Origin of the sequence: Pseudomonas sp. BF-RE-25 (genome assembly GCF_019956105.1) — a bacterium.
GTDB lineage: Bacteria > Pseudomonadota > Gammaproteobacteria > Pseudomonadales > Pseudomonadaceae > Aquipseudomonas > Aquipseudomonas migulae.
The window spans coordinates 1-23,312 of sequence record NZ_JAHBDB010000032.1; the positions used below are offsets into that span (position 1 = coordinate 1).

The following is a 23,312-nucleotide window of genomic DNA, read 5'->3' on the forward strand; positions in this document are numbered from 1 at the left end:
ACTCGGCCTCTCGAGGGGGCGACTACCGCCACAGCCGCCGAGGCGGCCTGAAAGCCGACCTGGCTCTTTGGTGCGCGCGTTCCCTCATTCCGGATATGTACACCTATCCCCTGTAGGAGCCGGCTTGTTGCGGGCGGCGTTCCGACGATAGCGTCCCTCCAGCCAATACAAACGTCGACTGACCCACCGCCATCGCCAGCAAGCCGGCTCCTACAAGGGATTGGGTTCACACGATTCAAAACTGTAGGAGCCAGCTTGCTGGCGATGGACGTCAACGATAACGCGTACTGTCTGAATGAACGCGTTGTCCAAACGCTTTTCGCCGGCAAGCCGGCTCCTACAGGGGATCGCGTACGCTTTTGATTTCCACCACTCATCAGGTCGAGCGTTAGCTCGCCTTCCGCTTTTGATCTGAGCGCCCCCTCGAGAGGCCGAGAGGAGGTTCTGCGCAGTGGGCAACCCGGCATGGATGCCGGGTTAGCCGCCCCCGGCCATGGATGGCCGATGGCGGCGGGCCCACGGAGCAGGACCGGAGCGAGGGCATGCCGAGCCTTAGCGAGGCACCGAACGAAAGGGGCAAGAGCCCTTTGGTTACTTTGGGGCTTTTCCAAAGTGACTCGCCGTAAGGGCGAAACCAATAGCCGGCGTTACCGCAGAAAACGGATATTCACACCAACCGCAAAAACACCAAACCTCACTCACCCACCCGCCGCCCCGGAAAAAACAACTCAAAACACGTCACCCCCTCACTGCTGCTGACACTGTAAGCCCCGTTATGCAACTGCATGATCGTCGCCACGATCGACAGCCCCAAACCATTGGAATGAGCCGAACGCTCGCGGGATTCGTCAACCCGGTAAAAGCGCTCGAACAGCCGGGGCAGGTGCTCGGCAGGGATGGTCTGGCCATGGTTACGCACGACCACCCGGATACCCTCAGCCGAAGGTATGGCGCGAATGACCAGCTCAGAATGCGCCGCGCCATATTTGATGGCATTGGCGCACAGGTTGGCCAACGCACGGCGCAGCAGCATCGGCTCAGCCCAGATCACGCCGCTGCCCTGGGCATCGATGCTGATCCCGACATCCGCCGCCAGCCCTTCAAAATAGTCGGCCATACGTTCCATTTCGTCAGCGGCATCCAGCTCCTGGCGTTGGCTCAGGGCACTGGCCGGGTCGGTACGCGCCAGAAACAGCATGTTGTCGAGCATCCGCGCCAGACGCTCAAGCTCTTCGACGTTGGAGGCGAGCAGTTGCTGATAGGCCTCGACGCTGCGGTTCTGCTGCAACGCAACCTGGGTTTCGCCGAGCAGGTTGTTGATCGGCGTGCGCAGTTCATGGGCCATGTCGGTCGAGACCTGACCCAATTGCACGAAACCCTTGCCCAAACGGTCTAGCATTGCATTGAGCGCGTCGATCATCGGCAGCAGCTCCCGTGGCGAGCCCTGGCCATCGAGGCGCTCGGTGAGGTTGCCGACACCAATGCCGTGGGCATGCCGGGCCAGGCGTCGCACGGGCAGCAGGCCGCGATGCACCAGCAGATAGCCGGACAGCGCCAGCAGAATCGCCGCCACGCTGGCGAACAGGTACACGTTGAGGCGGTAGCGGGCGAGCACGGCGGTGCGCTCGGTCATCAGGCGTCCGGTGACCACCTGCAAGCTGCCCATATCGTCGGATTCGATGGTCGCCGCGGCGGCCGCGAAAGGGACGCCGTCCACGCCGGGATAGTGCTGCACATCGGCCAGGCTCAACGGATGGTCCATCGACACCGGTGCCAGCGATGGCAAGGCGAGGTTGCCGGGATTGACCACCAGCAGCGGTTTTTGTCCGGCGGCGCCAATGGTCAGCAGGGCTTCGCGATTGCCCAGCATGTTCTGGAACAACGCCGGTTTGGTTCGGATCAGCTCCAGCGTATTGCTGTCGTTGAGGAAGGTGCGCAGTTGATCGATGCGGTTCACCAGGGCCGCGTCGTCGCGGCGGATCAGCTCGCGCTCCAGGTCGCGGTACAGCGCCACGCCCAACAGGGTCAGCGAGACAAACGCGAGCAGGGCAAACACCAGCGCCAGGCGCAGTGTCAGGGAATGGCGAAGACGGCTCATGCCTGGGTGTCGAAGCGGTAGCCGATACCGCGCACGCTGTGGATCAGCTTGAGCTGGAACGGGTCATCGATTTTCAGGCGCAAGCGACGCACGGCGACGTCGACGACGTTGGTGTCACTGTCGAAATTCATGTCCCAGACCCGTGACGCGATCATCGAGCGCGACAAGACCTGGCCTTGATGCGTGGCAAACAAATGCAGCAGGGCGAATTCCTTGTTGGTCAGGGTGATCTTCACGCCTGCGCGGGTGATGCGGCGCTTGAGCACGTCGATCTGCAGGTCGTCCACCTGCAGCTGTTCTTCTTCGCGGGTGGGACCACGGCGGGTCAGGGTGCGCAGGCGCGCCACCAGTTCGGCGAAGGAAAAAGGCTTGATCAGGTAATCGTCGGCGCCCAGTTCCAGGCCCTTGATGCGGTCGGCGATGTCATCCCGCGCGGTGAGAAACAACACCGGCGTGTCGGCTTCCTTGCGCAAGCGGCGCAGAACCTCCCAGCCATCCATTTTCGGCATCATCACGTCCAGAACGATGACATCGAAATCGTGCTCCAGAGCCAGGTGCAGGCCATCGATGCCGTCCCGCGCCAGGCTGACGGAGTAACCGAGTTCCTGCAGGCCGTTGAGCAGGTAATTGCCTGCCTTGGGTTCGTCTTCGACTACCAGGATATTCATGGGGTTTGTGCCTCAGCCAATTGGCGCCAGTGTAGCCGGATCAATGATCGTTGGTGCAGCCCGTACCGTTGACCTGGTAATCGAGGACGTGCTCGCGACCCTGGTGGTCGAGGTAGTCGAGTCGCGCCGGGATCACGCCGCATTGCTGCGAGATGTCGGTACTGGCGAGGACTTTGGCGACGTCCATGTGCACGAAGAAACCGGTCTTGTCGTGGATCACCGGCGCAGTGGTCTGCGTATCGGCAAACGCCGAGCCGGTGGCGAGGAGGGCGGCGAAACCGAGGATTAACATTTTCATGAGGTGTCTCTCTATTCAGGTTGGCTGCCGGGAATGGCCTGACAGTGAGTTCAGGTTAACCAGCCGATCCGGACAGCCGACCAACAGTTCAATGACAAAGTTGTAATGAAACCGGGCCTGGCGTTATGGCTGGCGGCCGGAGGCTTCGAGGATCAGGTCGGCGATTTCTTTGGAATGGGAAACCAGCGACAAATGGCTCGACGGCAGCTCGATGGTGGTCGCGCCCATGCGTTTGGCGAGGAAGCGTTCGAGGTCCGGGTTGATGGTCTGGTCGAGGCTGGAGACCGCGTACCACGACGGTTTGCTGTGCCAGGCGGCTGCGGTGGTGCGATCAGTGAACAGGGTTTTGGCAATCGGTTGCTGCACGGCGAACAGTTGCATCGCCTTGTCGTGGGGCACGTCGCTGGCGAAATATTTGAGGAAGGCATCCTGTTTCAGGCTGACGAAACCGTCGTGTTCTTCGGTGCCCGCTCGCACGGGCATGGTCGGGTATTTGGCTGACAGGGCGACGAAATCTTCCCCGGCGTCCGGGGCGCGGGCCGCGACGTATACCAGCGAGCTGACCTTTGGATTGCCCCCGGCTTCACTGACCACGGTGCCGGCGTAGGAGTGGCCGACCAACACCGTCGGGCCGTCCTGTTGGTTGAGTACACGCTGCGTGGCGGCGACGTCATCGGCGACCGAGGTCAACGGGTTTTGAACGGCGGTGACGTGCAATCCGGCGGCCTGCAACCGCGAAATCACGTCCGCCCAGCTCGAGCCATCGGCCCAGGAGCCGTGTACCAGCACGACGTTGTCGGCCTTGACCGGCGCGATGTCGCCGGCCATGGCGGAGCCGGTGCCGAGCATCAGCAGGCTGGCGGCGATCAGGCAGAGTTTGTTCAGTGGTTTCATGGTATCGACCCTTGTCATCATCAGTGGGAGGCGTCACCCGGTGTGGGTGACTGACGACGCCACTTTAGGAAGCGAGGGTGCTGGCTACGCTGACAACTCGATGACAAGTTTGTAATGCACGGCTATCGGGTTTTTCGGTGATCTTGCGGCCGCCATCGCCGGCAAGCCGGCTCCTACAAGTACGTGGTGTTTGTACCGAATCCTTGTAGGAGCCGGCTTGCCGGCGATGGGGCCGGTGAGGGCAACTAACGCTCAAGCGCTTCCTTTTCAGCCTGCTGCGCAAACCATTGCAGGACCATCGCGCAAGCCGGATGAGCAACGGCTGAAGGCTGCAGATTCAACGCGTAAATACCGCGTGTTGCCAACGGCCGGCCAAACGGGATAACCAGCACCCCTCGCTCTATCGACTCTCCTGCCAGCGTCATATCCGTCATCGCCACACCCAATCCTCTCGCCGCCGCGTCCAGCGCCAGTTCATCGAGGTTGAAGGGGATGTGCCGGTAATCATCCAGCGATTTACCGCCATTGGCCGACAACCACTGAGCCCAATCATTGCGGTCCGCCGAGCGATGCAACAGCGGGAAACTCACCAGGTCTTCCACCGCTGCCAATGGCCGCGTCGAGGTGCCCAGTCCGGGCGCGCACACTGGCACCAACGCTTCCTTGAACAGGGTCAGGCTACCGGGATCAGCGGACGGCTCGGGCAGATAGAGAATGTACGCATCACTGTCGATGGCCGGCTCCACCACTTCTGTCGCCACGGTCTCGATCGACAGCGAAACCTGCGGATGACTTCGATAAAACTCGCTCAACTTCGGCAGCAACCAACGAACCGCCAGCGACACATGCATGCGGATGCGGAAGGGGCGTTCCTGTGGCGAGAGGCGGTCCTCCAGGGTTTTCAGTTGCGCCAGGATATTTCGTGCGGTTGCCAACACCTGTTCGCCTTCCGGCGTCAGTCGCACATGGCGGCTGTTCCGCGCAAACATCGGCACGCCGAAGTGGCTTTCCAACAGCTGAATCTTTCGGCTCACCGCACTTTGGGTCAGGCACAGCTTGGCCGCCGCTTGGGTGAAGCTGCCCGAGTCGGAGACTTCCACCAGCGCCTGCAAGGCCTGGAGCGAAGGAACGTGGCGAATTTTATCCATGCGTTTTTTGAATGGCTCGATGATTTTATAACGTTGGTTGTATCAGTACAGGCCTTATAGATTCTAGCTCTGGCGAGCGTTTTTCGGAAACGTCCATGCGATTACAGCATGTGCTCGCAGAATGACAGTCAATGAGGTGAGGCATGACCAATGAATGTGGCTGGATTGCGCAGGCGGGAAGTTCAGCCGCTCGCGGTCCTCTCAAAGGCACGGTAAAAGCCGACTGGCTGATTATCGGTGCCGGTATCACCGGGCTGAGTGCCGCGCACTCGCTCGCGCAATTGCACCCTCAGGCGCGGATCGTGATCGTCGACCGGCAGCGTGCGGCGCAGGGCGCTTCGGCGCGCAACTCAGGCTTCGTCGTAGGCCACGAACACCCGACCAGAGACGAGTTGATCGGCAACCACGGGTTTGCCGGTTATGAAGTGGACACCGCGATTTCACGGGCTGCCAGCGACGAAGTGCGCCAACGCATCGCCCGTCACGGTATCGAATGCGACTTCAGGGATTGCGGTTACTTCTTCGCGGTCAGCGACCCAGGCAAGTTGACCGATGTCGAGGGCAAACTGGCGACGCTACGCGCCGTCGGCGCCTCTGCTGAATTTCTGCAAGGTGAGCAACTGAGCGAAAAACTCGGCACCCGGCACTACCAGGCCGCGATCTGGTGCGGTCAGGGCAACGCGCTGCTGCAACCGGCGAAATACGTGAAGGGCTTGCTGGATGCACTGCCGGACAGCGTGACCGTGTTCGAGAACACCGACATCACTGGCCTGGAGCGTCTGGGCAAAGGGCGAATTCGCGCCAATGGCATCGCTGGCAGCATCGAGGCGACGCAAGTCATGGTGTGCCTGAATGCGTTCATTCCCCGGTCGGGCATAGAGGACAGCGGAACCTTCCCGATGGAACTCAGCGCCAGCCTTACCCGTCCGCTCAGCGATGAAGAATTTCAGTCCATCGGCGCCGTCGAGCCGTGGGGCGTGCTCTCCACCCGGCCGCTCGGCGCCACGGTGCGCCTGACCCCGGACCGTCGCGTGATGATCCGCAACACTGCGGAGTACCGCTCCCGTGACCTGACCGACAGTGAACTGCTGCACCGGCGCAAACACCATGTGCTCGGCTTGCAACGGCGCTTTCCGTTTTTAGGCGAGCAGGACATCCAGTACACCTGGACCGGACATTTGAGCGCCTCGCGCACCGGGCAACCCTATTTCGGCAAGGTCGAAGAGGGCGTGTTTGCGGTGGCCGGCTGCAATGGTTCGGGCGTTGCGCGCGGCACGCTGTGGGGGCGATTGCTCGCCGAAATGGCCTCGGGCACCTGCTCGCCAATCCTCGAATCGGTCATGCGCAGGGCGCAACCGGGCTGGCTGCCGCCAAAGCCCTTGCTCGATATCGGTGCCATGCTTCGCATGCGCGTGGAGGCGATCAGGGCCAGAACAGAAATCTAGAAACCCCGGCGATCAAAAAACAACAAAAGCTCATCAATAAGGTGATTGAACATGCGCGCGAACACAATTCCCCTGATGGTTGTACTGACCACGTTGTCGGCCGCCACGTACGCCGACGAAGTCGTCAATATTTCCAACTGGAACGGCTACATCGCCGACGACACCCTGACCAGCTTCACCCAGGCAACCGGGATCAAGGCGACATACGACATCCACGACAGCAACGAAGTGCTGGAATCCAAGCTGATGACCGGCAACACCGGCTACGACGTGGTCAGCCCTTCGAACCATTTCCTGTCGCGCCTGATCAAGGCCGGGGCCATTCAGAAACTCGACCGGAGCCAGCTGCCGAACTGGAAAAACCTGGACCCGGCGTTGATGAAAAAGCTCGAGGTCAATGACCCGGGCAACCAGTACGGCTATCCGTACATGTGGGGCACGGCGGGGATCGGTTACAACGTCGAGAAGATCAAGGCGATCTTCGGCAACACCGATGTCACCCATTCCTGGAAGCTGTTTTTTGAAGAAGAAAACATCAAGAAACTCAGCCAGTGCGGCGTGGCGATCATCGATAATCCGACGCAAATCCTGCCAATCACCCTCAATTACCTGGGCCTGCCGCCCCATAGCCACGAGCCGGCGGACTACAAGAAAGCCGAGCAGGCGCTGCTGAAAATCAGGCCGTACGTGCAGTACTTCCATGCGTCCAAGTACATCAGTGACCTGGCGAACGGCAATGTCTGCGCGGTGATCGGCTTCAACGGCGACATCGTTCAAGCTGCCGCCAGCGCCAAGGAAGCGAACAACGGCATCGACATCGCTTACTCGATTCCTGATGAAGGCTCGACCCTGTGGTTCGACATGGTGGTCATGCCCAAAAGCGCGCCGCACGAGAAAAACGGCTACGCCTACATGAACTACCTGCTGACGCCGCAAGTCATTGCCAACATCAGCAACAGCATCCACTACGCCAACCCCAACCTCGCCGCGGATCAATATGTGACCCCGGCCGTGAAGCAGGACCTGGCGATCTACCCGCCGAAGAGCGTGCTGGACAAGCTGTTTACCGTCGAGGAACTGCCGGCGGCGATTGCGCGGTTGAGCACGCGTCTGTGGACCAAGTTGAAAACCAATACTTGAGGGTGATTGCCCCTTCCTTGACTGTGCGAGTCAGGGAAGGGGCAGTGTCAGCGGGTCAATCCCGGTCAACGACGCTCAAAAGCCATCCCGCAACCCTGCAACTGCTCCCACCGCGACGGCCACCACTTTGAGTCCGTGCAACGCGTCGTGCACCCATGCAGGCGTCTTCCTGAAATGAACTGATTCACTGTTGTATGCCGCCATTCAAACCATGGCCTACGCTTATCCCGAGATGGCTGTTCAACGATCCGGATTTATGCCAGGACCGACGTTCAGCCGGCGCCCCATAAAAACAAAAGTCCCGGGAGAAAACGCATGTTCGCATCGTTACGTCGATCCACCCTTTGCCTCGCGGTTGTCGTCACTGCCGCTGTGCTCACAACGCCTGCCTTTGCGCTGGAAACCGTCAAGTTCATGGCCCCAGGTTCCGTGGGTGGCGGTTATGACCAGACCGCTCGCGTGCTGGGCAAAGCCTTGATTGAAGCCAACGTGGCCAAATCCGTCACCTTCGAAAACAAGGGCGGCGCAGGTGGCACGCTGGGGCTGGCGCAGTTTGCCAACAGCACCAAGGGCGATCCGGATGCGCTGCTTGTGATGGGCGCGATCATGGTTGCTGGCATTGAGCAGAACAACCCGCAGATTACCTTGAAGGATGTGACGCCGATTGCCCGGTTGTTCACTGAGTACAACGTAATTGCGGTGCGCAAGGAATCCGAATTCAAAACCCTGGACGACTTGCTGAAAGCCTTCAAGGAAAAACCGACCAGCATTGCCTGGGGCGGGGGCTCCAAGGGCTCGATCGATCACATCGGTATTGCTGAACTGGCCGCGAAAATGGGCGTCCCGGTCAACAAGGTCAATTACGTCGCCTTCGCCGGCGGAGGTGAAGTGGTTGCCCAGGCGTTGGGCGGGCAGATCAAAGTCATCACTGGCGGTTATGCCGAACTTGGCCAATACATCAGGAGCGATCAGTTCCGTGTACTCGCCATCGGCGCACCGGAGCGCGTTGCAGGCATCGACGCCCCGACGCTTAAAGAAAGCGGGTATGACGTGATCATCGGCAACTGGCGTGGTGTTTACGGTGCCGCGGGCCTCACGCCCGAGCAGCGCAAGGAAGTCACCGACGCCGTGGTGGCAGCCGCCAACAGCAAGGTCTGGAAAGACAACATCGAAACCAACAAATGGTCACCCAACATCCTCACTGGTGACGAGTTCGGCAAATTCGTCGATGCGGAGCACGTGCGGCTGCGGGCGATGCTGGTGGAAGTGGGGCTGGTCAAGCCATGAGTCAATCGCGTGCAATCGTACCGGTGCAACTGGCGATTGGCGTCGGTGTGCTCGCCATCAGCGCCATGCTGGGCTACGGCGCCTTCCTGTTTCCCGAGGAGATGGGGTTCGTCATCCTGGGGGCGTACGTCTATCCCTACGCCGTGGCGGTATTCCTCGCGGGCGTGGGGGTGGTTCTGTGCTTTCAAGCGGTCACCGGCGGTTTTCGCGAACTGGCCGATCACGATGACGAGTCCGCCAAAGTGGTGCCTGGCGGCAAAGCGGGGGTGGCCTGGGTGACGGGGGGGCTGCTAGGCGTTGCCGTGCTCATCAATCTCATTGGCTTTGTCCTGTCGGCCGCGCTGTTGTTTGCCTGTTCGGCGCGGGGTTTCGGCAGTCGTCATCCGCTGCGCGATCTCGCCATCGGCATTGCCCTGACGCTCCCGATTTACTGGCTGTTCAATGCAGGGCTGGGGGTTTCCCTTCCGCCGCTTGTCAACGCCTGGATCTGATTCAGGCCGCAGGAGATCAACAGGGTGGATATTCTCGCAAGCCTGGCAATGGGGTTTTCCTCGGCTCTGACGCCGATCAATCTGATGTGGGGGTTCATCGGTTGTCTGCTCGGCACCGCCATCGGCGTCTTGCCGGGCATCGGGCCGGCGCTGACCGTGGCGCTGTTGCTGCCCATTACCGCGAAGGTCGATCCTACCGGCGCGCTGATCATGTTCGCCGGTATCTACTACGGCGCGCAGTTCGGCGGTTCCACGACCTCCATTTTGCTCAATACCCCGGGGGAATCGTCTTCCATGGTCACGGCCCTGGAAGGCAACCTCATGGCCCGCAATGGCCGGGCGGGACCGGCCTTGGCCACGGCGGCCATCGGGTCCTTTGTGGCGGGCACTGTCGCCACGGTTCTACTGACCTTGTTTGCGCCCATTGTGGCGAAACTGGCACTGAAGTTCGGGCCTGCGGAGTATTTCGCGATTCTGGTGCTGTCGTTCACGACGGTGTCTGCGGTGCTCGGGGCGTCGATGTTGCGCGGCTTCGCATCCCTGGGGATTGGCTTGACCATCGGTTTGATCGGGCTGGACTCGACTTCGGGTATCGCTCGTTACACCTTGGGGGTCCCGGAGCTGGTCGATGGCATCGAAGTCGTGCTGGTCGCGGTCGGGTTGTTTGCGGTGGGCGAGGCGTTGTACAGCCTGCTGTATCAGAAAGAAGAGGCCTCCGGTCGACACCGCATGTCCTCGTTGTGGATGACGCGCGCCGACTGGAAGCGCTCGGTTCCGGCCTGGCTGCGAGGGACGCTGATCGGTTTTCCCTTCGGTTCGATTCCGGCTGGTGGTGCGGAGATCCCGACGTTCCTGTCCTATTCGACTGAGCGCAAACTCAGCAAGTATCCGAAAGAATTTGCCGCCAACAAAGGCGAGGGCGCCATCGAGGGCGTCGCCGGCCCTGAAGCGGCGAACAACGCAAGCGCCACAGGTTCGTTGGTGCCGTTGCTGACGCTTGGTATCCCGACTTCCGCCACGGCAGCCATCCTGTTGGCGGCGTTCCAGAACTACAACCTGCAACCGGGGCCGCTGCTGTTTGAAACCTCGGGTGCACTGGTCTGGACCCTGGTGGCCTCGCTGTACATCGGCAACGTCATCCTGCTGGTGCTGAACCTGCCGTTGGTGGGGCTCTGGGTCAAACTCCTGCAAATCCCCCGGCCTTATCTGAATGCCGGGATCCTGGTGTTCGCCACCATCGGCGTGTATGGCATGCGTCACTCATCTTTCGACCTGTTGCTGATGCTGGCGATCGGGTGGGGCGGGGTGTTGATGCGGCGCTTCGACTTCCCCGTCGCGCCGGTGATCGTGGGCATGCTGCTGGGACCGATGGCGGAGAAACAGCTGCGTAACGCGTTGTCGATCAGCGAGGGTGACTGGACGGTGTTTCTGACACAACCGATTTCCGCCGCGTTTCTGGCGTTGACGTTACTGGTGCTGGTGGTGCCGCATTTGCTGCATGCCAGAGGCATCAAGTTGCATGAGGATGATTGAGCCTGTGCGGTGGCGACCTGATTCTACGGATGTACTCGTTCCCCTGTAGGAGCCGGCTTGCTGGCGATGGCGGTGGGTCAGTCAACTATTTATTGACTGGACGGACGCCTTCGCCAGCAAGCCGGCTCCTACAGTTGATTTGTGTAATGGCTGAGTACCGCGTCTGCATGAAGTTGCCGCCCCCCGTTGTTTTTGCTGATGAATACATTCGCATCAACGTTATGTCCGTTAGGCGATATCTACTGGCTTGTTAGCGTTAGTCGGCAATCGGCAAGCGCGTTAGAGTCGACGCAACATTCCTCGCCCCCGCCGGATGACACCGATGACCCGCCCCCGATTCTTACCCGACAACTTCACCCTGACCCTGATCGGCGTGGTGATTCTCGCCAGCCTGCTGCCCGCCAGTGGTCAGGTCGCGGTCGGTTTTGGCTGGCTGACCAACATCGCCATTGCCCTGCTGTTTTTCCTGCATGGCGCCAAACTGTCGCGTGAATCGATCATCGCCGGGGCTGGCCACTGGCGCCTGCATTTACTGGTGTTCAGCCTGACGTTTGTCCTGTTCCCCTTGCTTGGGCTGGCGCTCAAACCCTTGCTGTCGCCGATGATCGGCGCCGACCTGTACATGGGCATGCTCTACCTCTGCGCGCTGCCCGCAACGGTGCAGTCAGCGATTGCGTTCACGTCCCTGGCGCGTGGAAATATTCCGGCGGCGATTTGCAGTGCGGCGGCCTCCAGCCTGTTCGGGATTTTCCTCACGCCGTTGCTGGTGACCTTACTGCTGAATGTGCACGGCGAAGGCGGCTCGACGCTCGATGCAATCCTGAAGATCAGCGTGCAACTGCTGCTGCCGTTCATTGCCGGGCAGATCGCTCGACGCTGGATCGGCGCCTGGGTTGCGCGCAACAAGAGCTGGCTGAAATTCGTCGACCAGGGCTCGATCCTGTTGGTGGTTTACGGCGCGTTCAGCGAGGCGGTGATCGAAGGGATCTGGCATCAGATACCACTCTGGGAACTGGCCGGACTGGTGGGCGCTTGCTGCATTTTGCTGGTGTTGGTCTTGCTGGCGTCCACCGTGCTGGGCAAGGCGTTCGGCTTCAATCAGGAAGACCGCATCACCATCCTGTTCTGTGGTTCGAAGAAGAGCCTGGCCACCGGCGTGCCAATGGCCCAGGTTCTGTTCGCCGGCAGCACCATGGGGGTGTTGATCCTGCCGTTGATGCTGTTCCACCAGATTCAACTGATGGTCTGCGCCGTGTTGGCGCAGCGCTATGCCAATCGCAAGGAAACCATCCCTGAACTCATGGCTCAGGTTGATCCTTGAGCGCCCCAAACAGTGAGCAGCTGAAGCAAATACCTCGACGCTGAAGCTGCGACTTGCCGATCCTCTCGATATCACTTGCCCGATTGAGCCTGGTAAACCAGCAGGTTCGTATAGACCAAGGCCAATATCGGCGCTTCCAGGCCTTTCGCATTGGCCCTTACCAGAAGGTCTCCAATGATCTGATCGGCCTCGATGCCTCGACCCGCCATCAGATCCCGGTACATCGACGATGTCTGTGGAGAGCCTTCCAGTGTGAGAAGACGATAAGCTTGCGTCAGGAACGGTTCGCTCGGTTCTTGACCCACGGCGCGGACAATCGACACCACCTCATCGATCGCACGCATCGCGAATGCATGACCTCCTTTGACGGATGCAACATCGCCAATGCTGCCTCTCATCAGGCAATTTATCGTTCCCATGGCGGCGAGCAGCGTCCATTTTTCCCACATGTCTCTCAAGATTGTCTTCGACGTTGTTGCGTCAAATCCGGCGTCCTGCATGAACGCGTGCACAAGAGTGATTCGCTCAGAGTCGCTGCCGTCCAACTCGCCATAGGCGATATCGTTAAACGTGCCCTGTTGGACGATGTGGCCATGCTCGTCAAGACTCGTCGCTACTTTGCAGACGCAGCCCAGCAGGCGGTCTGCACCGAATTGTTTTGCGATGACGTCCATATGCCGCATTCCGTTCAGCAACGGCAGGATAACGGTGTCAGGACCAACAGCAGCTTCCATGTCGCGTAAGGCCGAGTCGAGCGCATAGGCTTTCACCGCCAGCAGAACGATGTCGAAGGGGCCCTGGATTTGCGCCGATGTGATGAGCTGCGGTTGTATTTCGATGTCGCCGGCCGGGCTTTTTACGCAGAGGCCATGTTGCTCCAGCTGGCTCAGTCGCTGCGGTCGCACAAGGAACGTGACATCTCGACCGGCGCTGGCGAGCTTGGCGCCGAAAAATCCACCGGTCGATCCGGCTCCTACTATCAGAATACGCATGGGTGACTCCGTGGCGCAGCGTTGTGGGCCTGAGCTGAGTATGGGCTCAGTTCAGGAAGGCATTGGCTTGCTGCACGAAATCGTCGGCATATTGGAATAACGCACCGTGCCCCGAGTTTGGATAGATCAGCAGTTTGGCGTTCGGTATGTGCTGTTGCAGCGTGAACGAGTTCTGGGTGGGCACCATGATGTCCTTGCTGCCGTTAACCACCAGGGTTGGCTGGGTAATTTTGCTCAGTTGCGCAAAAGTGCCATCGCCAGGAGCGTTCCACTTGCCCAGCGCGGCCCCTTGGGCTGCGATGACCTTCATCGAATTGAGCTTGTCGAGGCCCTCTGTGCGTTGGTGGCGCCTTTCCCAGAATTCCCGTGCCGCCAATTGGCTGGACGGCGCTGGATCAAAGAACAGGTAAGCCGTTTCTTCCAGCGTGGCGATGGATTCGCGAAGCGCGATTTCGGGAACCCGAGGATCATTTCCTGCAATCCCGCCGCGCGGCGACGTTCCTGCCAGGATCAGCCGGCGCACCAACTGCGGATGACGCAACGCAACTTCCTGCGCCACCATGCCGCCGATTGAAAAGCCAAGTACGTCGACCTGCTTCAAGCCGCGTGCGCGGGCAAATGCGGCGACGTGGTCGGCCATGCCCTCGAACGAATCAGGCGTTTCGCCGCTACTGAGGCCCACCCCGGCATTGTCGAACAGGTAGACCGATCGCTGCTTCGCCAGGCCGTCGGTCACGGCCGGGTCCCAGTAATCCAGATTGCCGCGAAAGTGCTGGAGCAAGATAACGGGAACGCCCGTTTGCGCCCCGAATTGTCGATAGGCATAACGCACGCCGTCAGCCTCGACGAATTGATTGGGAGCGCTGTTGTGCGTGGCAGCCGGCGCCGCGAGGGCGCCGCTGACTGCGATGGCGAAGAATGAAGCCCCGAGGGCCAACCGCTGGAAGAGGTTCACTGTGTGCCCCTTACGCAACGGTCTGGGCGTTGAGGTAAGCCGCTTGCCCGGTAGACAGGCTGGCTTTGATGGCGCGTGTGCCTTCGTCTGCGAGCACTTCCTGTAGTCCCGCTTCCACTCCGTCCAGCGATTGGATCACGACGTCGGATGGCTGGACTTTCGGTACATCAAAACCGTGTGTCAGGTCGGTGTCGATGAAACCCACGTGCAGCCCTTGCACACTTGTGCCTTGGCCATGGAGTTCGATTCGCAGCGAATTGGTGAAGCTCCACGCCGCTGCTTTCGATGCTGCATAGGCGGACAGGAAAGGCGCGGCAATCCAGGTCGCGTCCGACAGTACGTTGACGATCGCGCCACCGCCGTTGGCTTTGAGGATGGGTGCGAAGGCGAGGCTGACGTGCATGACGCCGTAGTAATTGGTTTCGAAGATTTCGCGGGCAGCTTCCACCAGGCCAGGATCCAGCATGGAGGGCAGCACGCGGGCGATGCCGGCATTGTTTACCAAGAGTGTCACGTCGCCAGCCTGGGCCACCGCTGCAGCAACCGATGCCGGGTCGCTGACGTCGAGGCGAATGGCGATCACCCCCGGAATGTCGACGCCTTCAGGGTTGCGCACCCCTGCATAAACCTTGCTCGCGCCACGTGCCACGAGTTCTTTTGCGAAGGCGAGGCCAAGACCACGGTTGGCGCCGGTAACAAAAGCTACGGAATCTTTAATGTTCATGGTGGTGTGCTCTGGCTGGGCGAGCGACTTACGCTCATTGAGATTGCGGTCGCAATCAATGAATTTATAATGGTAGTCGTAATTATTAAAGTCAAGATGGAATGTGATCCTCTGCGACGACCGGTAATTACTGCCATTCTTGTTAATTGCGACTACAACGATAATGTGCGAGAGTGTGCGCGGAGGAGCCTCATTATGAAAATCTCGAAAGAAAAAGCTGAAGAAAATCGCGCGGCACTGATCGAGGCGGCGAGCCGTCTGTTTCGCCAGAAAGGAATCGACGGGGTGGGCGTTGCCGAAATCAGCAAGTCGGCCGGTTTGACCCACGGCGCGCTGTACGCGCACTTCGCGTCCAAGGAAGCACTGGCGGCCGAGGCGCTGGCGTGGAGCCTGGCGCAGGGCAATGCCAAGCTCTATTCGGGCACCGTCGATGGCGAGCCGGACCTGGATCGTTTCCTGTCTGACTATCTATCCGTCGACAAGCGCGACGACTACGCCGATCACTGCGCAATGGCCGCGTCCGCCAGCGAAATCGGCCGTCAGGATGTTGCGGCGAGCGCTACGTTTACCGAGGGTTACATGGTGCTGGTTCGGGCGTTTGAGCGCAGGGTTGCTGCCAACAACCCCGGCGTCGACGCGTTGGACACTGCCATGGCCATCGTTGCCGCCATGGTCGGTGCTCTTTCGGTTGCGCGCGCCACGGCGAAGGCCAGGCCAGAGGTGTCGGCGCAAGTGTTGCGGGGCGTTCGTCTGATGATCGACAACGCACTGGGCAAACCGGTCTAGCTGCAAAGACCGGCGTTTGAAAGCGCGCCATCGTGCTATCGATCGCGATTCTGGCCATTGACTCGCAAGACGTTCAGCGCTGGGTGGCGCCTACTGCCCGTCCACCAGCCGAGGCAGCCCCAGCGGGTTGAAATCACGCAGTGCCTCAGGCAACAGCGCATCCGGAAACCCCTGGTAAGCCACCGGCCGCAGGAAGCGTTCGATCGACGTCATGCCCACCGAGGTGAAGCGACTGTCCGAGGTCGCCGGAAACGGTCCGCCGTGAACAGTGGCGTGCGTCACCTCCTGCGGATGGGCGAAGGCGTTGACGACGATGCGTCCGGTCCTGCGCTCCAGCACCGGCAACAGGCGTCGGGCCAGTGGCAAGTCAGTTGTTTCGAGGTGCAGCGCGGCGCTGAGTTGGCCTTTGAGCGAACGGGCAATGGCGAGCAGTTCGGCCTCGTCCTCGACGGTCACCAGCAGCGCCGATGGTCCGAAGACTTCCTGCGACAGGGCGGCTTCCTCGAGGAAACGTTGGCCGGTGACCTCCAGCAACGCCGATTGGCCGTCAACGTCGGCGCTGGCGGCCGCGCCTTCGGCAATGCGCTGCGCACCGGCGTTTTCCATCGTTGCGAGACCGTTCAGGTATGACGCATGGATCCCCGGCGTCAGCATCGTGCGGGCTGCGGCCTCGCTGACGCGCTGCACCATGGTGGCGCGCAGCGCTTCGAGGCCGGCGCCTTTGATCGCGATCAGCAGAGCCGGTCTGAGGCAAGCTTGCCCGACATTGACCAGCATGCGCTCGGTAAAACCATCGCCGATCTGCGCGCCGCGCTCGGCCAGGGCTGCGGGCAGGATGAACGTGGGGTTGATGCTGGTCATTTCGGTAAACACCGGGATCGGATCGGGCCGCAGTTGCGCGCGCCGATACAGCGCCATGCCGCCTTGCTCCGAACCGGTAAACGTCACGGCTTTAATCAAAGGATGATCGACCAGCGCTTCGCCGATGGTGTTGCCGCTGCCGCGTACCATCGAGAAAACCCCCTCGTGCAACCCGTGCTCCTGCACGGCCTTTTGGATGGCCCGCGCCTGGATTTCCGAAGCCCCCGGATGGGCGTTGTGCGCTTTGAGGATGACGGTCGCGCCGGCGGCCAATGCCGAAGCGGTGTCGCCACCGGCCACGGAATAGGCAATCGGAAAGTTGCTCGCACCGAAAATGGCCACCGGGCCGATGGCCATTTTCTGCAGGCGATGGTCCATGCGCGGGCGAGGCTGACGATCAGGTTGTGCCGGATCGATGGCCAGTTGCAGGAAGCGGCCTTTGCGCACGACCTCCGCGAACTGACGGAACTGGACGGCGGCTCTGCTCGCTTCGCCCTCAAGCTGAGCTTCTGGCAAACCTGTTTCGAGCGCGGCCCGTGCCGCCAGCTCCTTGCGGGTGGCCTCGAGATTGTCGGCAATGCTCTCGAGAAACGCCGCGCGCCGTGCGAGCGACGTATGGCTGTAACTGTCGAACGCTTCGTCCGCGAGCGTTGCTGCCTGGTGGACTTGCGCGACGCCGCCGAGGGCAAAATCCGGTTCGATCAGCGTGTTGGTCGCGGGGTTGAGCGCTTTCATCGTTCCTTCGGTGGCCGCGACATCGTGGGTCCCGATGATCAGGTTTCCTGTCAGTTTCATCATCGGTTATTCCTGCCCTGCGAGGGCGGCGACGAGTTCGTCCGTGGTCACAATCGAATGGGCAAACGTGGGGCCGTTCAACTCGTGGGCGGCGTGCATCATTTCCGGGCGGAAGGCGGCGGTCGCATCGCGCACCAGGGTGACGTGGTAACCCATTTCCGATGCATAACGGGCGGTCGCTTCGATGCAGGTGTTGGCCAGCAGACCGACGATGATCACGTGGGTGATGCCTTTTTGCTTGAGGCGAAAATCCAGGTCGGTGTTGGCGAAACCACTCGAACCCCAATGCTCCTGCACGACGATGTCACCGTCCTTCGGCGCAAAATCCGGATGCCATTCGCCGCCCCATTCCCCGCGAGCAAAGTGGTGCATGTGCATGATCTTGCACTGGGTCGGCGTTGGATGGTCCCAGCCTTCGTAGTCACCGTGTTCCCAGCGATGGTGCGGTACGATGACGACCGGAATGTCGAGGGCGCGAACCGTGCGGTCGAGCGTGCGCAGGTTGTCGAGCAGGCCGACTTGCTCGGCGATCGGCTTGATCAAGGGGAAAACCTTGCCGCCTTCCGAGAGGAAATCGTTGTACGGATCGACCAGCAGATAGGCGGTCCTGTTGAGCGGATAAAGGGCGTTCGACATGACGATGTTCTCCACAAAAGTTGAGTGATCGGTGCCGGGGACTTGCCTGGGCATCTTGTTGATATGATAATCATAGTTACAGCGAAAGAGGCAAGCCCGTATGTCGACCAACATTGCTGCTCCCGACACTCTATGCCCGATTGCGCGGGCCGAAACAGTCGTGGGCGACCGCTGGACCGTGCTGGTCCTGCGTGAGTTGTTCATGGGAAGTCATCGATATGACGAGATCCAGGCGCAGACCGGCGGCACCCCGCAAATGGTCGCTACACGCCTGAAAAACCTGGAAGCCGACGGCCTGGTAGAACGCCGCCTCTACAACGAACGGCCACCGCGCTACGAGTATCACCTCACCGCGAAAGGGCAGGCCTTCTACTCGGTGGTGTTGGCACTGCGCGCCTGGGGCGAAACCTGGTGCAAGTCGCCGGAAGAAGGGTTGGCGGTGGTGTACACCCACAAAACCTGTGGCGAGCCCGCCGGGTTAGGGCCGCTGTGCGCACATTGCGGTGAGCTGTTGCGCCGCGAAGAGCTGATCAGTGAGCAGAGCGCGGCGTACCGCGCAGAGAGGCAGGCGCGGCGTGAGGCGTTCAAGGGCAGTCGAAGCGCGTAGCCACCCGACAGAAAAAGCAGCACGTTGTCGTGCTGCTCTGTGGCGGGTTATCCCGCAGCGAGTGCTGTACGGGCAACTTCGGCGAAATAGTGCGCCCCCGTGGCCAGCACATTGTCGTTGAAGTCATACCTGGCATTGTGAAGCGGAGTCCCCCCTTCATCCGCTGTGTCACCGTTGCCGATAAACACGAAATTGCCGGGTACGACCTGCAGGAACGCGCCGAAATCCTCTGAAATCATCATCGGCTGGATGTCCGCATTCACCCGGTCCTGGCCAACAATTCGGGTCGCCGCCGCGACAGCGATGGGGGTGCACTTTTCCCAGTTCACGGTGGGTGCGAATTCATGGGTGTATTCGAACTCGCACGATGCGCCGTGGAGCCTGCAAATGCCTTCGCAGATTTCTCGCATGCGCCTTTCCAGCATGGCCTGGACTTCGGGCGCGTAGCTGCGCGTGTCGCCCTTGATGACGACGTGGGTTGGAATCGCATTGCGGATGCCGTCGGTGATGAACTCTGTGCAGGAAATCACGGCCGGAACGCTCGGGTCGAGGTTGCGGGAAATCACCGTTTGCAGCGCCAGCACCACCTCGGAAGCGATGACGATCGGGTCAACCCCCATGTGCGGTCGTGCCGCGTGCGTGCCCTGGCCCTTGATCCGGATAACGAAGTTGTCCTCACTGGCCATGATCCCTCCAGAGCGCGTCGCGATTGTGCCGGCAGGCAGCCCCGGCATGTTGTGAGCGCCGTAGATCGCATCCACCGGGAAACGATCAAACAGGCCATCAGCGATCATCGCTTTGGCGCCACAGCCGTGTTCTTCGGCGGGCTGGAAAATGAAGCGTACCGTTCCGTTGAAATCACGAGTGGTGGTCAGCAGCCTGGCGGCGCCGAGGATCATGGACATGTGGCCGTCATGACCGCAGGCATGCATTTTTCCTGCGGTTACCGAGGCGTGATGCCGCCCCGGAGCATCTTCGTGAATGTGCAGTGCATCCATGTCGGCCCGAAGCCCCACCACCGCCGGACTGTCTCCGACCTTCAAACTGGCGACCAGGCCTGTGCCGCCAATGCCCCGATGCACCTCAAGGCCCATCGACGCGAGCGCATCAGCCACGTAGTCGGACGTGTGGATTTCCTCGAAACCGACTTCTGGATGTTGATGGAGGTGGTGACGCCAGCTGACCAGCTGCGCGTGAAACTCGTGGTCGTCGATCACTGCATGGGCTCCTGCGTTCTGTTGATCACACATTTTTTTGTAGCTGCCATTGGTGCTGACGGGCAGTGACCGCTTGCGCGGATTCACCCACCAGACGCTCGTAGACCGACGGGGCCGTCGCACCTTCGGTACTGATGATGAGCACTCGGGAGTCTCGGTCGATGCCGACTGTTCTGGCTGTTGCCGAATCGCGTAGCAGGATTTGAAGCGCTGCCAGGCCGGCCACCGCCGACTCACCGGCCACCACAGGAATGTCGGTCGGACTGCCGTGAGCCAGCTGCTGCATGGCAGACACGGCGTCGTCGTCGCTGATGGTCATAAAAAAATCTACGCACGGTTCGAGGAATCGCCAGGCGAGGGGAGAGGTTTCGCCGCAGGCCAGGCCCGCCATGACCGAGTCCACCGAGCCTGTTGCTTTGGCGGGCAGGCCCTGAACCGCACTTTGGTACAGGCAATCCGCTTGCCGGGGTTCGACCATGACGAAGACGGGACGCTGTTCCTGGTAAATTTCCCAGAGGTAACTGCTGATGCCCGCTGCCATTCCTCCCACCCCCCCTTGCAGGAACACGTGGGTGAAAGGGCAGGCCGCCTGGGCATTGCCCGTGGTTTGCTCGATCAACTCGGCGGCGATGGTGCCGTAGCCTTGCATCACATCGCGAGGGACGATCTCATAACCCTCATACGAGGTGTCCGACACCACCGGCCAACCGTTTTGTTCTGCCACGGCGGCGGTATGTTCCACCGACTCGTCGTAGTTACCTTCAACCCGGATGATGCGGGCGCCATACGCGGCAATGGCCGCCTCGCGCTCCGTACTCACGTTGGCATGCAAAACGATGACGCATTGGCAGCCGACGCTTTGTGCCGCAGCCGCCAGGGCTCGCCCGTGATTGCCGTCAGTGGCACTGATGACCGTGAAATCATGCAGGCGCTGCCGATATTGGCCGGTGATGAGCCCTTTGGGATCAAAGGATTCATGGGGCATCAGCCGCAGAATCAGCCTGATCAGCGCGATCGGTGCGCCGAGTGCCTTGAAGCTGCCCAGGGGTGAACGTGTCGATTCGTCCTTGACCCAGAACCCGGCCACGCCGAGTTCTTCAGCCATGCCCGGAAGTTCCCACAGCGGTGTCGCCTTTTGGTTCAGGTGTTTCCAACTCGATAGCCAGTCTCGTGACTCATGGGCCGCGTCGACACTCATGATGTCCTGAAGGTGTTTTGGGTAGGTGCTGCGAGAGGCGCGTGGGTTAGCGAAAAACATAGCGGTTCCTTGTAACGCTGGAGAAAAGGCGTGCGCGTTTTGGCGAGTTCCAGGGGCAGTCATGCCGTGGTCGTTCTGTAACGCCCTAAAAACTGCCGAACGCGTTCACTGTCTGAGTTGGTAAAGAATTTTTCCGGTGCCGCTCTTTCAATGATCTGTCCTTTTTCAATGAACACGACCTCGTTGGAGACGGCGCGGGCAAATTCCATTTCATGGGTCACGATGACCATCGTGAAACCGTCTTCGGCCAGTGAACGCATCACCGCCAGGACTTCCCCGACCAGTTCTGGATCGAGCGCAGACGTTGGCTCATCGAACAAGATGACTTGCGGGTTCATCGCCAAGGCTCGCGCAATGGCAACCCGCTGCCGTTGGCCTCCTGACAGCGACCAGGGATAAGCATCGTGCTTGTGCGACAGGCCGACTTTCTCCAGCAGCGCAACCGCCTGATCATTGGCCTCTTTGCGACTGACACCCATGACATGAATGGGCGCCTCGGTGACATTCTGAAGCACGGTCAGATGGGGCCAGAGATTGAAGCTCTGGAATACCATGGCGGTTCTTGCACGCATCGCCGCCAGTTCGCGATTGGACATGGCTTTGCCGCCGCCACTTTTAACGCCCATGCGATCACCGCCGATGTAAATTTCACCGGTATCAGGCACTTCCAGCCAGTTGATGCAACGCAACATGGTGGATTTGCCTGAGCCGGAAGAGCCCAGAATGCTGACAGTCTGTCCTCGCTCGACCTTGAGGTTGATGCCGCGAAGCACCTCAATGCCGGCGAAGTGTTTATGCAGGTCGCGGATTTCAACGACCGGGGCGGACTTATTCATGGACCAATCCTCTTTTCTGCGCTCGGCGACCCAGGCGACGAAGTAATGCCTCAACCAACAGGGTGATGGACCAATACAGTGCGATCACGAATATGAAGGGCGGCAACGGAACAAAATATTTGGCTTGTACAGCAGAGGCCGCAGCCGTCAGATCCATCAATGTGATGATCGACAGGAAGGCGGTGTCCTTCAGCAGGCAGACCAATTGGTTGCCAAAGAGCGGCCCGGAACGCATCACCATTTGCGGGAGGAGAATCCTCCAGTACATGTTTGAGTTGACGAAGCCGTGGGCATAGGCCGCTTCCGCCTGGCCTGCGGGCAGCGCGGTTCTCGCCGCCCGCAGGATCTCGGCGAAATAAGCACCGTGATACGTAATCAGGGCAATGAAACCCGCCGACCATACATCCAGGCTGATACCCAGGTTGGGAAGCCCGTAGTAAAGGAGGTACAGGAAGATCAGGAAGGGCAGCATTCGCATCAGGTCCAGCGCCCAGCGAACAAGCCGTCGAAACAGGTTGTCCTGTCCTTCCAGCAGGAAAGCGATAACGCAGGCCAACATAAATGAGCAGGCCGACGACACGCCAAAGAGTATGAGTGTGTTCTGCAGCCCGGCCGCGAACACGTCGAGGTTGTCCCACAGCATTTCAATTCCGTTCATGGGAGCCCCTACATGGCCAGGCGCTTGGCGCGCGAGTCTGCAATTCTCTGGAAGCGGACAAGTCCACCGATGATCACGATGTAAAGCAGGCCCGCCGCGAGGATGGGAGGAAGCGGATCGTAAGTGACGGCCGCGATCCTATTCGTCACGCGCGTCAGGTCCACAATGCCGATCATGGCGATCGCGGGACTGCTTTTGACCAACAGGGACATTTCGTTCACAAGCCCGGGAAGGCTGGTGGTCAACATCTGCGGGAGCATGATGCGGCGAAGTGTCAGCCCCGTGGTCATGCCGGCGGCTTTTGCCGCTTCCAGTTGTTCGCGCGAGAAACTGGTCAGGGCGCTGCGCCAGATCTCGGCGTTGAACGCCGTGGTGTTGAGGGTCATGGCCGCAATGGCCACCACCCGGGCGTCGACTTCCCAGCCGATGGAGGGCGCAATCACAAACAGAAACAGCACCAGCGTGACCATCGGTGTCGCCCTGATCAAACTGACATAGACGGCGAGGGCCTGGCTCAAGACCGGGATTTTTGCCGCCCGCAACATGGCAACAACCAGCCCCAGAATGATGCCAAGCACGATAGAAATGCCGGACACCCAAAGGGTCGTCCAGGCCGCGTACACAAGCGTGATCCAGTCACTGCTTTGCATTGAAAACATCCTTC

23 protein-coding genes are annotated in these 23,312 nt (G+C 60.4%); 8 read left to right on the forward strand and 15 right to left on the reverse strand.

The genetic code is table 11. The features are described 5' to 3' along the window. Positions 1–694: 694 nt before the first annotated feature. From KGB24_RS15530 to KGB24_RS15550, 5 genes are all read right to left on the reverse strand, one after another. Positions 695–2,098 (reverse strand): heavy metal sensor histidine kinase, encoded by a 1,404-nt coding sequence (locus tag KGB24_RS15530; RefSeq protein ID WP_223414142.1) that lies wholly within the window; start codon positions 2,096–2,098, stop codon positions 695–697. Next, on the reverse strand, positions 2,095–2,766 hold the full coding sequence (locus KGB24_RS15535; RefSeq protein WP_008043704.1) for a heavy metal response regulator transcription factor: 672 nt from the start codon (positions 2,764–2,766) through the stop codon (positions 2,095–2,097). Before KGB24_RS15535 ends, KGB24_RS15530 begins: the two co-directional genes overlap by 4 nt. Positions 2,767–2,806: 40 nt before the next feature. Further along, positions 2,807–3,064 (reverse strand): DUF2790 domain-containing protein, encoded by a 258-nt coding sequence (locus KGB24_RS15540; protein WP_008032450.1) that lies wholly within the window; start codon positions 3,062–3,064, stop codon positions 2,807–2,809. A 123-nt stretch (positions 3,065–3,187) separates the two neighbouring features. After that, entirely contained in the window at positions 3,188–3,958 is a 771-nt protein-coding gene (locus KGB24_RS15545) for an alpha/beta hydrolase (RefSeq protein ID WP_223414143.1), read from the reverse strand. A gap of 245 nt (positions 3,959–4,203) precedes the next feature. Beyond that, positions 4,204–5,106 carry a LysR family transcriptional regulator gene (locus KGB24_RS15550; RefSeq protein WP_223414144.1) on the reverse strand — a complete coding sequence of 301 codons (903 nt, stop codon included), beginning with the start codon at positions 5,104–5,106 and terminating at the stop codon, positions 4,204–4,206. Positions 5,107–5,249: 143 nt separating this feature from the next. Here KGB24_RS15550 and KGB24_RS15555 point away from each other — a divergent pair, with 143 nt between their 5' ends. The 6 genes from KGB24_RS15555 to KGB24_RS15580 all read left to right on the forward strand — a co-directional run bounded on the left by KGB24_RS15555 (position 5,250) and on the right by KGB24_RS15580 (position 12,323). Then, on the forward strand, positions 5,250–6,551 hold the full coding sequence (locus tag KGB24_RS15555) for an NAD(P)/FAD-dependent oxidoreductase (RefSeq protein ID WP_223414145.1): 1,302 nt from the start codon (positions 5,250–5,252) through the stop codon (positions 6,549–6,551). 51 nt (positions 6,552–6,602) lie between these two features. Next, on the forward strand, positions 6,603–7,691 hold the full coding sequence (locus KGB24_RS15560; RefSeq protein ID WP_223414147.1) for a polyamine ABC transporter substrate-binding protein: 1,089 nt from the start codon (positions 6,603–6,605) through the stop codon (positions 7,689–7,691). A gap of 315 nt (positions 7,692–8,006) precedes the next feature. Next, positions 8,007–8,978, forward strand: a complete 972-nt coding sequence (locus KGB24_RS15565; RefSeq protein ID WP_008032440.1) for a Bug family tripartite tricarboxylate transporter substrate binding protein — start codon at positions 8,007–8,009, stop codon at positions 8,976–8,978. Beyond that, positions 8,975–9,469, forward strand: a complete 495-nt coding sequence (locus KGB24_RS15570) for a tripartite tricarboxylate transporter TctB family protein (protein WP_008032439.1) — start codon at positions 8,975–8,977, stop codon at positions 9,467–9,469. Before KGB24_RS15565 ends, KGB24_RS15570 begins: the two co-directional genes overlap by 4 nt. A gap of 24 nt (positions 9,470–9,493) precedes the next feature. Next, a complete protein-coding gene (locus tag KGB24_RS15575) occupies positions 9,494–11,002 on the forward strand; it encodes a tripartite tricarboxylate transporter permease (RefSeq protein ID WP_008032438.1) in 1,509 nt (502 codons plus the stop codon). Between the two features lie 322 nt (positions 11,003–11,324). Then, a complete protein-coding gene (locus KGB24_RS15580) occupies positions 11,325–12,323 on the forward strand; it encodes a bile acid:sodium symporter family protein (protein ID WP_223414148.1) in 999 nt (332 codons plus the stop codon). 71 nt (positions 12,324–12,394) lie between these two features. Here KGB24_RS15580 and KGB24_RS15585 read toward each other — a convergent pair whose 3' ends face one another. The 3 genes from KGB24_RS15585 to KGB24_RS15595 form a co-directional block, all read right to left on the reverse strand. Further along, complete coding sequence (locus KGB24_RS15585; protein WP_223414149.1) at positions 12,395–13,315, reverse strand: ketopantoate reductase family protein; 921 nt, start codon at positions 13,313–13,315, stop codon at positions 12,395–12,397. Positions 13,316–13,361: 46 nt separating this feature from the next. Then, positions 13,362–14,147, reverse strand: a complete 786-nt coding sequence (locus tag KGB24_RS15590) for an alpha/beta fold hydrolase (RefSeq protein ID WP_223414150.1) — start codon at positions 14,145–14,147, stop codon at positions 13,362–13,364. A gap of 133 nt (positions 14,148–14,280) precedes the next feature. Beyond that, positions 14,281–14,994 (reverse strand): SDR family oxidoreductase, encoded by a 714-nt coding sequence (locus KGB24_RS15595; RefSeq protein WP_008032433.1) that lies wholly within the window; start codon positions 14,992–14,994, stop codon positions 14,281–14,283. A gap of 195 nt (positions 14,995–15,189) precedes the next feature. On the opposite strand from KGB24_RS15595, the gene KGB24_RS15600 reads away from it, so the two are divergent. After that, positions 15,190–15,780, forward strand: coding sequence for a TetR/AcrR family transcriptional regulator (locus KGB24_RS15600; RefSeq protein ID WP_008032432.1), 591 nt, complete (start codon positions 15,190–15,192; stop codon positions 15,778–15,780). Positions 15,781–15,870: 90 nt separating this feature from the next. On the opposite strand, the gene KGB24_RS15605 is transcribed toward KGB24_RS15600, so the two are convergent. Both KGB24_RS15605 and KGB24_RS15610 read right to left on the reverse strand, forming a co-directional pair. Continuing rightward, complete coding sequence (locus KGB24_RS15605) at positions 15,871–17,436, reverse strand: aldehyde dehydrogenase (NADP(+)) (protein ID WP_223414194.1); 1,566 nt, start codon at positions 17,434–17,436, stop codon at positions 15,871–15,873. 6 nt (positions 17,437–17,442) lie between these two features. Then, positions 17,443–18,072 carry an isochorismatase family cysteine hydrolase gene (locus KGB24_RS15610; protein ID WP_223414151.1) on the reverse strand — a complete coding sequence of 210 codons (630 nt, stop codon included), beginning with the start codon at positions 18,070–18,072 and terminating at the stop codon, positions 17,443–17,445. A gap of 100 nt (positions 18,073–18,172) precedes the next feature. Here KGB24_RS15610 and KGB24_RS15615 point away from each other — a divergent pair, with 100 nt between their 5' ends. Beyond that, the gene (locus KGB24_RS15615) at positions 18,173–18,679 is read left to right on the forward strand and encodes a winged helix-turn-helix transcriptional regulator (RefSeq protein ID WP_008042728.1); all 507 of its coding nucleotides are present in this window, start codon (positions 18,173–18,175) and stop codon (positions 18,677–18,679) included. Between the two features lie 47 nt (positions 18,680–18,726). Here KGB24_RS15615 and KGB24_RS15620 read toward each other — a convergent pair whose 3' ends face one another. The 5 genes from KGB24_RS15620 to KGB24_RS15640 are packed head-to-tail and all read right to left on the reverse strand — an operon-like array spanning position 18,727 to position 23,298. Next, positions 18,727–19,896 carry a M20 aminoacylase family protein gene (locus tag KGB24_RS15620; protein WP_223414152.1) on the reverse strand — a complete coding sequence of 390 codons (1,170 nt, stop codon included), beginning with the start codon at positions 19,894–19,896 and terminating at the stop codon, positions 18,727–18,729. A 25-nt stretch (positions 19,897–19,921) separates the two neighbouring features. Beyond that, positions 19,922–21,154: a diaminopropionate ammonia-lyase gene (locus KGB24_RS15625; RefSeq protein ID WP_223414153.1), complete on the reverse strand. Its 1,233-nt coding sequence runs from the start codon at positions 21,152–21,154 to the stop codon at positions 19,922–19,924. A gap of 59 nt (positions 21,155–21,213) precedes the next feature. Further along, positions 21,214–21,990, reverse strand: coding sequence for an amino acid ABC transporter ATP-binding protein (locus tag KGB24_RS15630; protein ID WP_008032422.1), 777 nt, complete (start codon positions 21,988–21,990; stop codon positions 21,214–21,216). Then, positions 21,983–22,648, reverse strand: coding sequence for an amino acid ABC transporter permease (locus KGB24_RS15635; protein WP_192229076.1), 666 nt, complete (start codon positions 22,646–22,648; stop codon positions 21,983–21,985). Before KGB24_RS15635 ends, KGB24_RS15630 begins: the two co-directional genes overlap by 8 nt. 8 nt (positions 22,649–22,656) lie before the next feature. Further along, the gene (locus KGB24_RS15640) at positions 22,657–23,298 is read right to left on the reverse strand and encodes an amino acid ABC transporter permease (protein WP_008042731.1); all 642 of its coding nucleotides are present in this window, start codon (positions 23,296–23,298) and stop codon (positions 22,657–22,659) included. Positions 23,299–23,312: the final 14 nt, after the last annotated feature.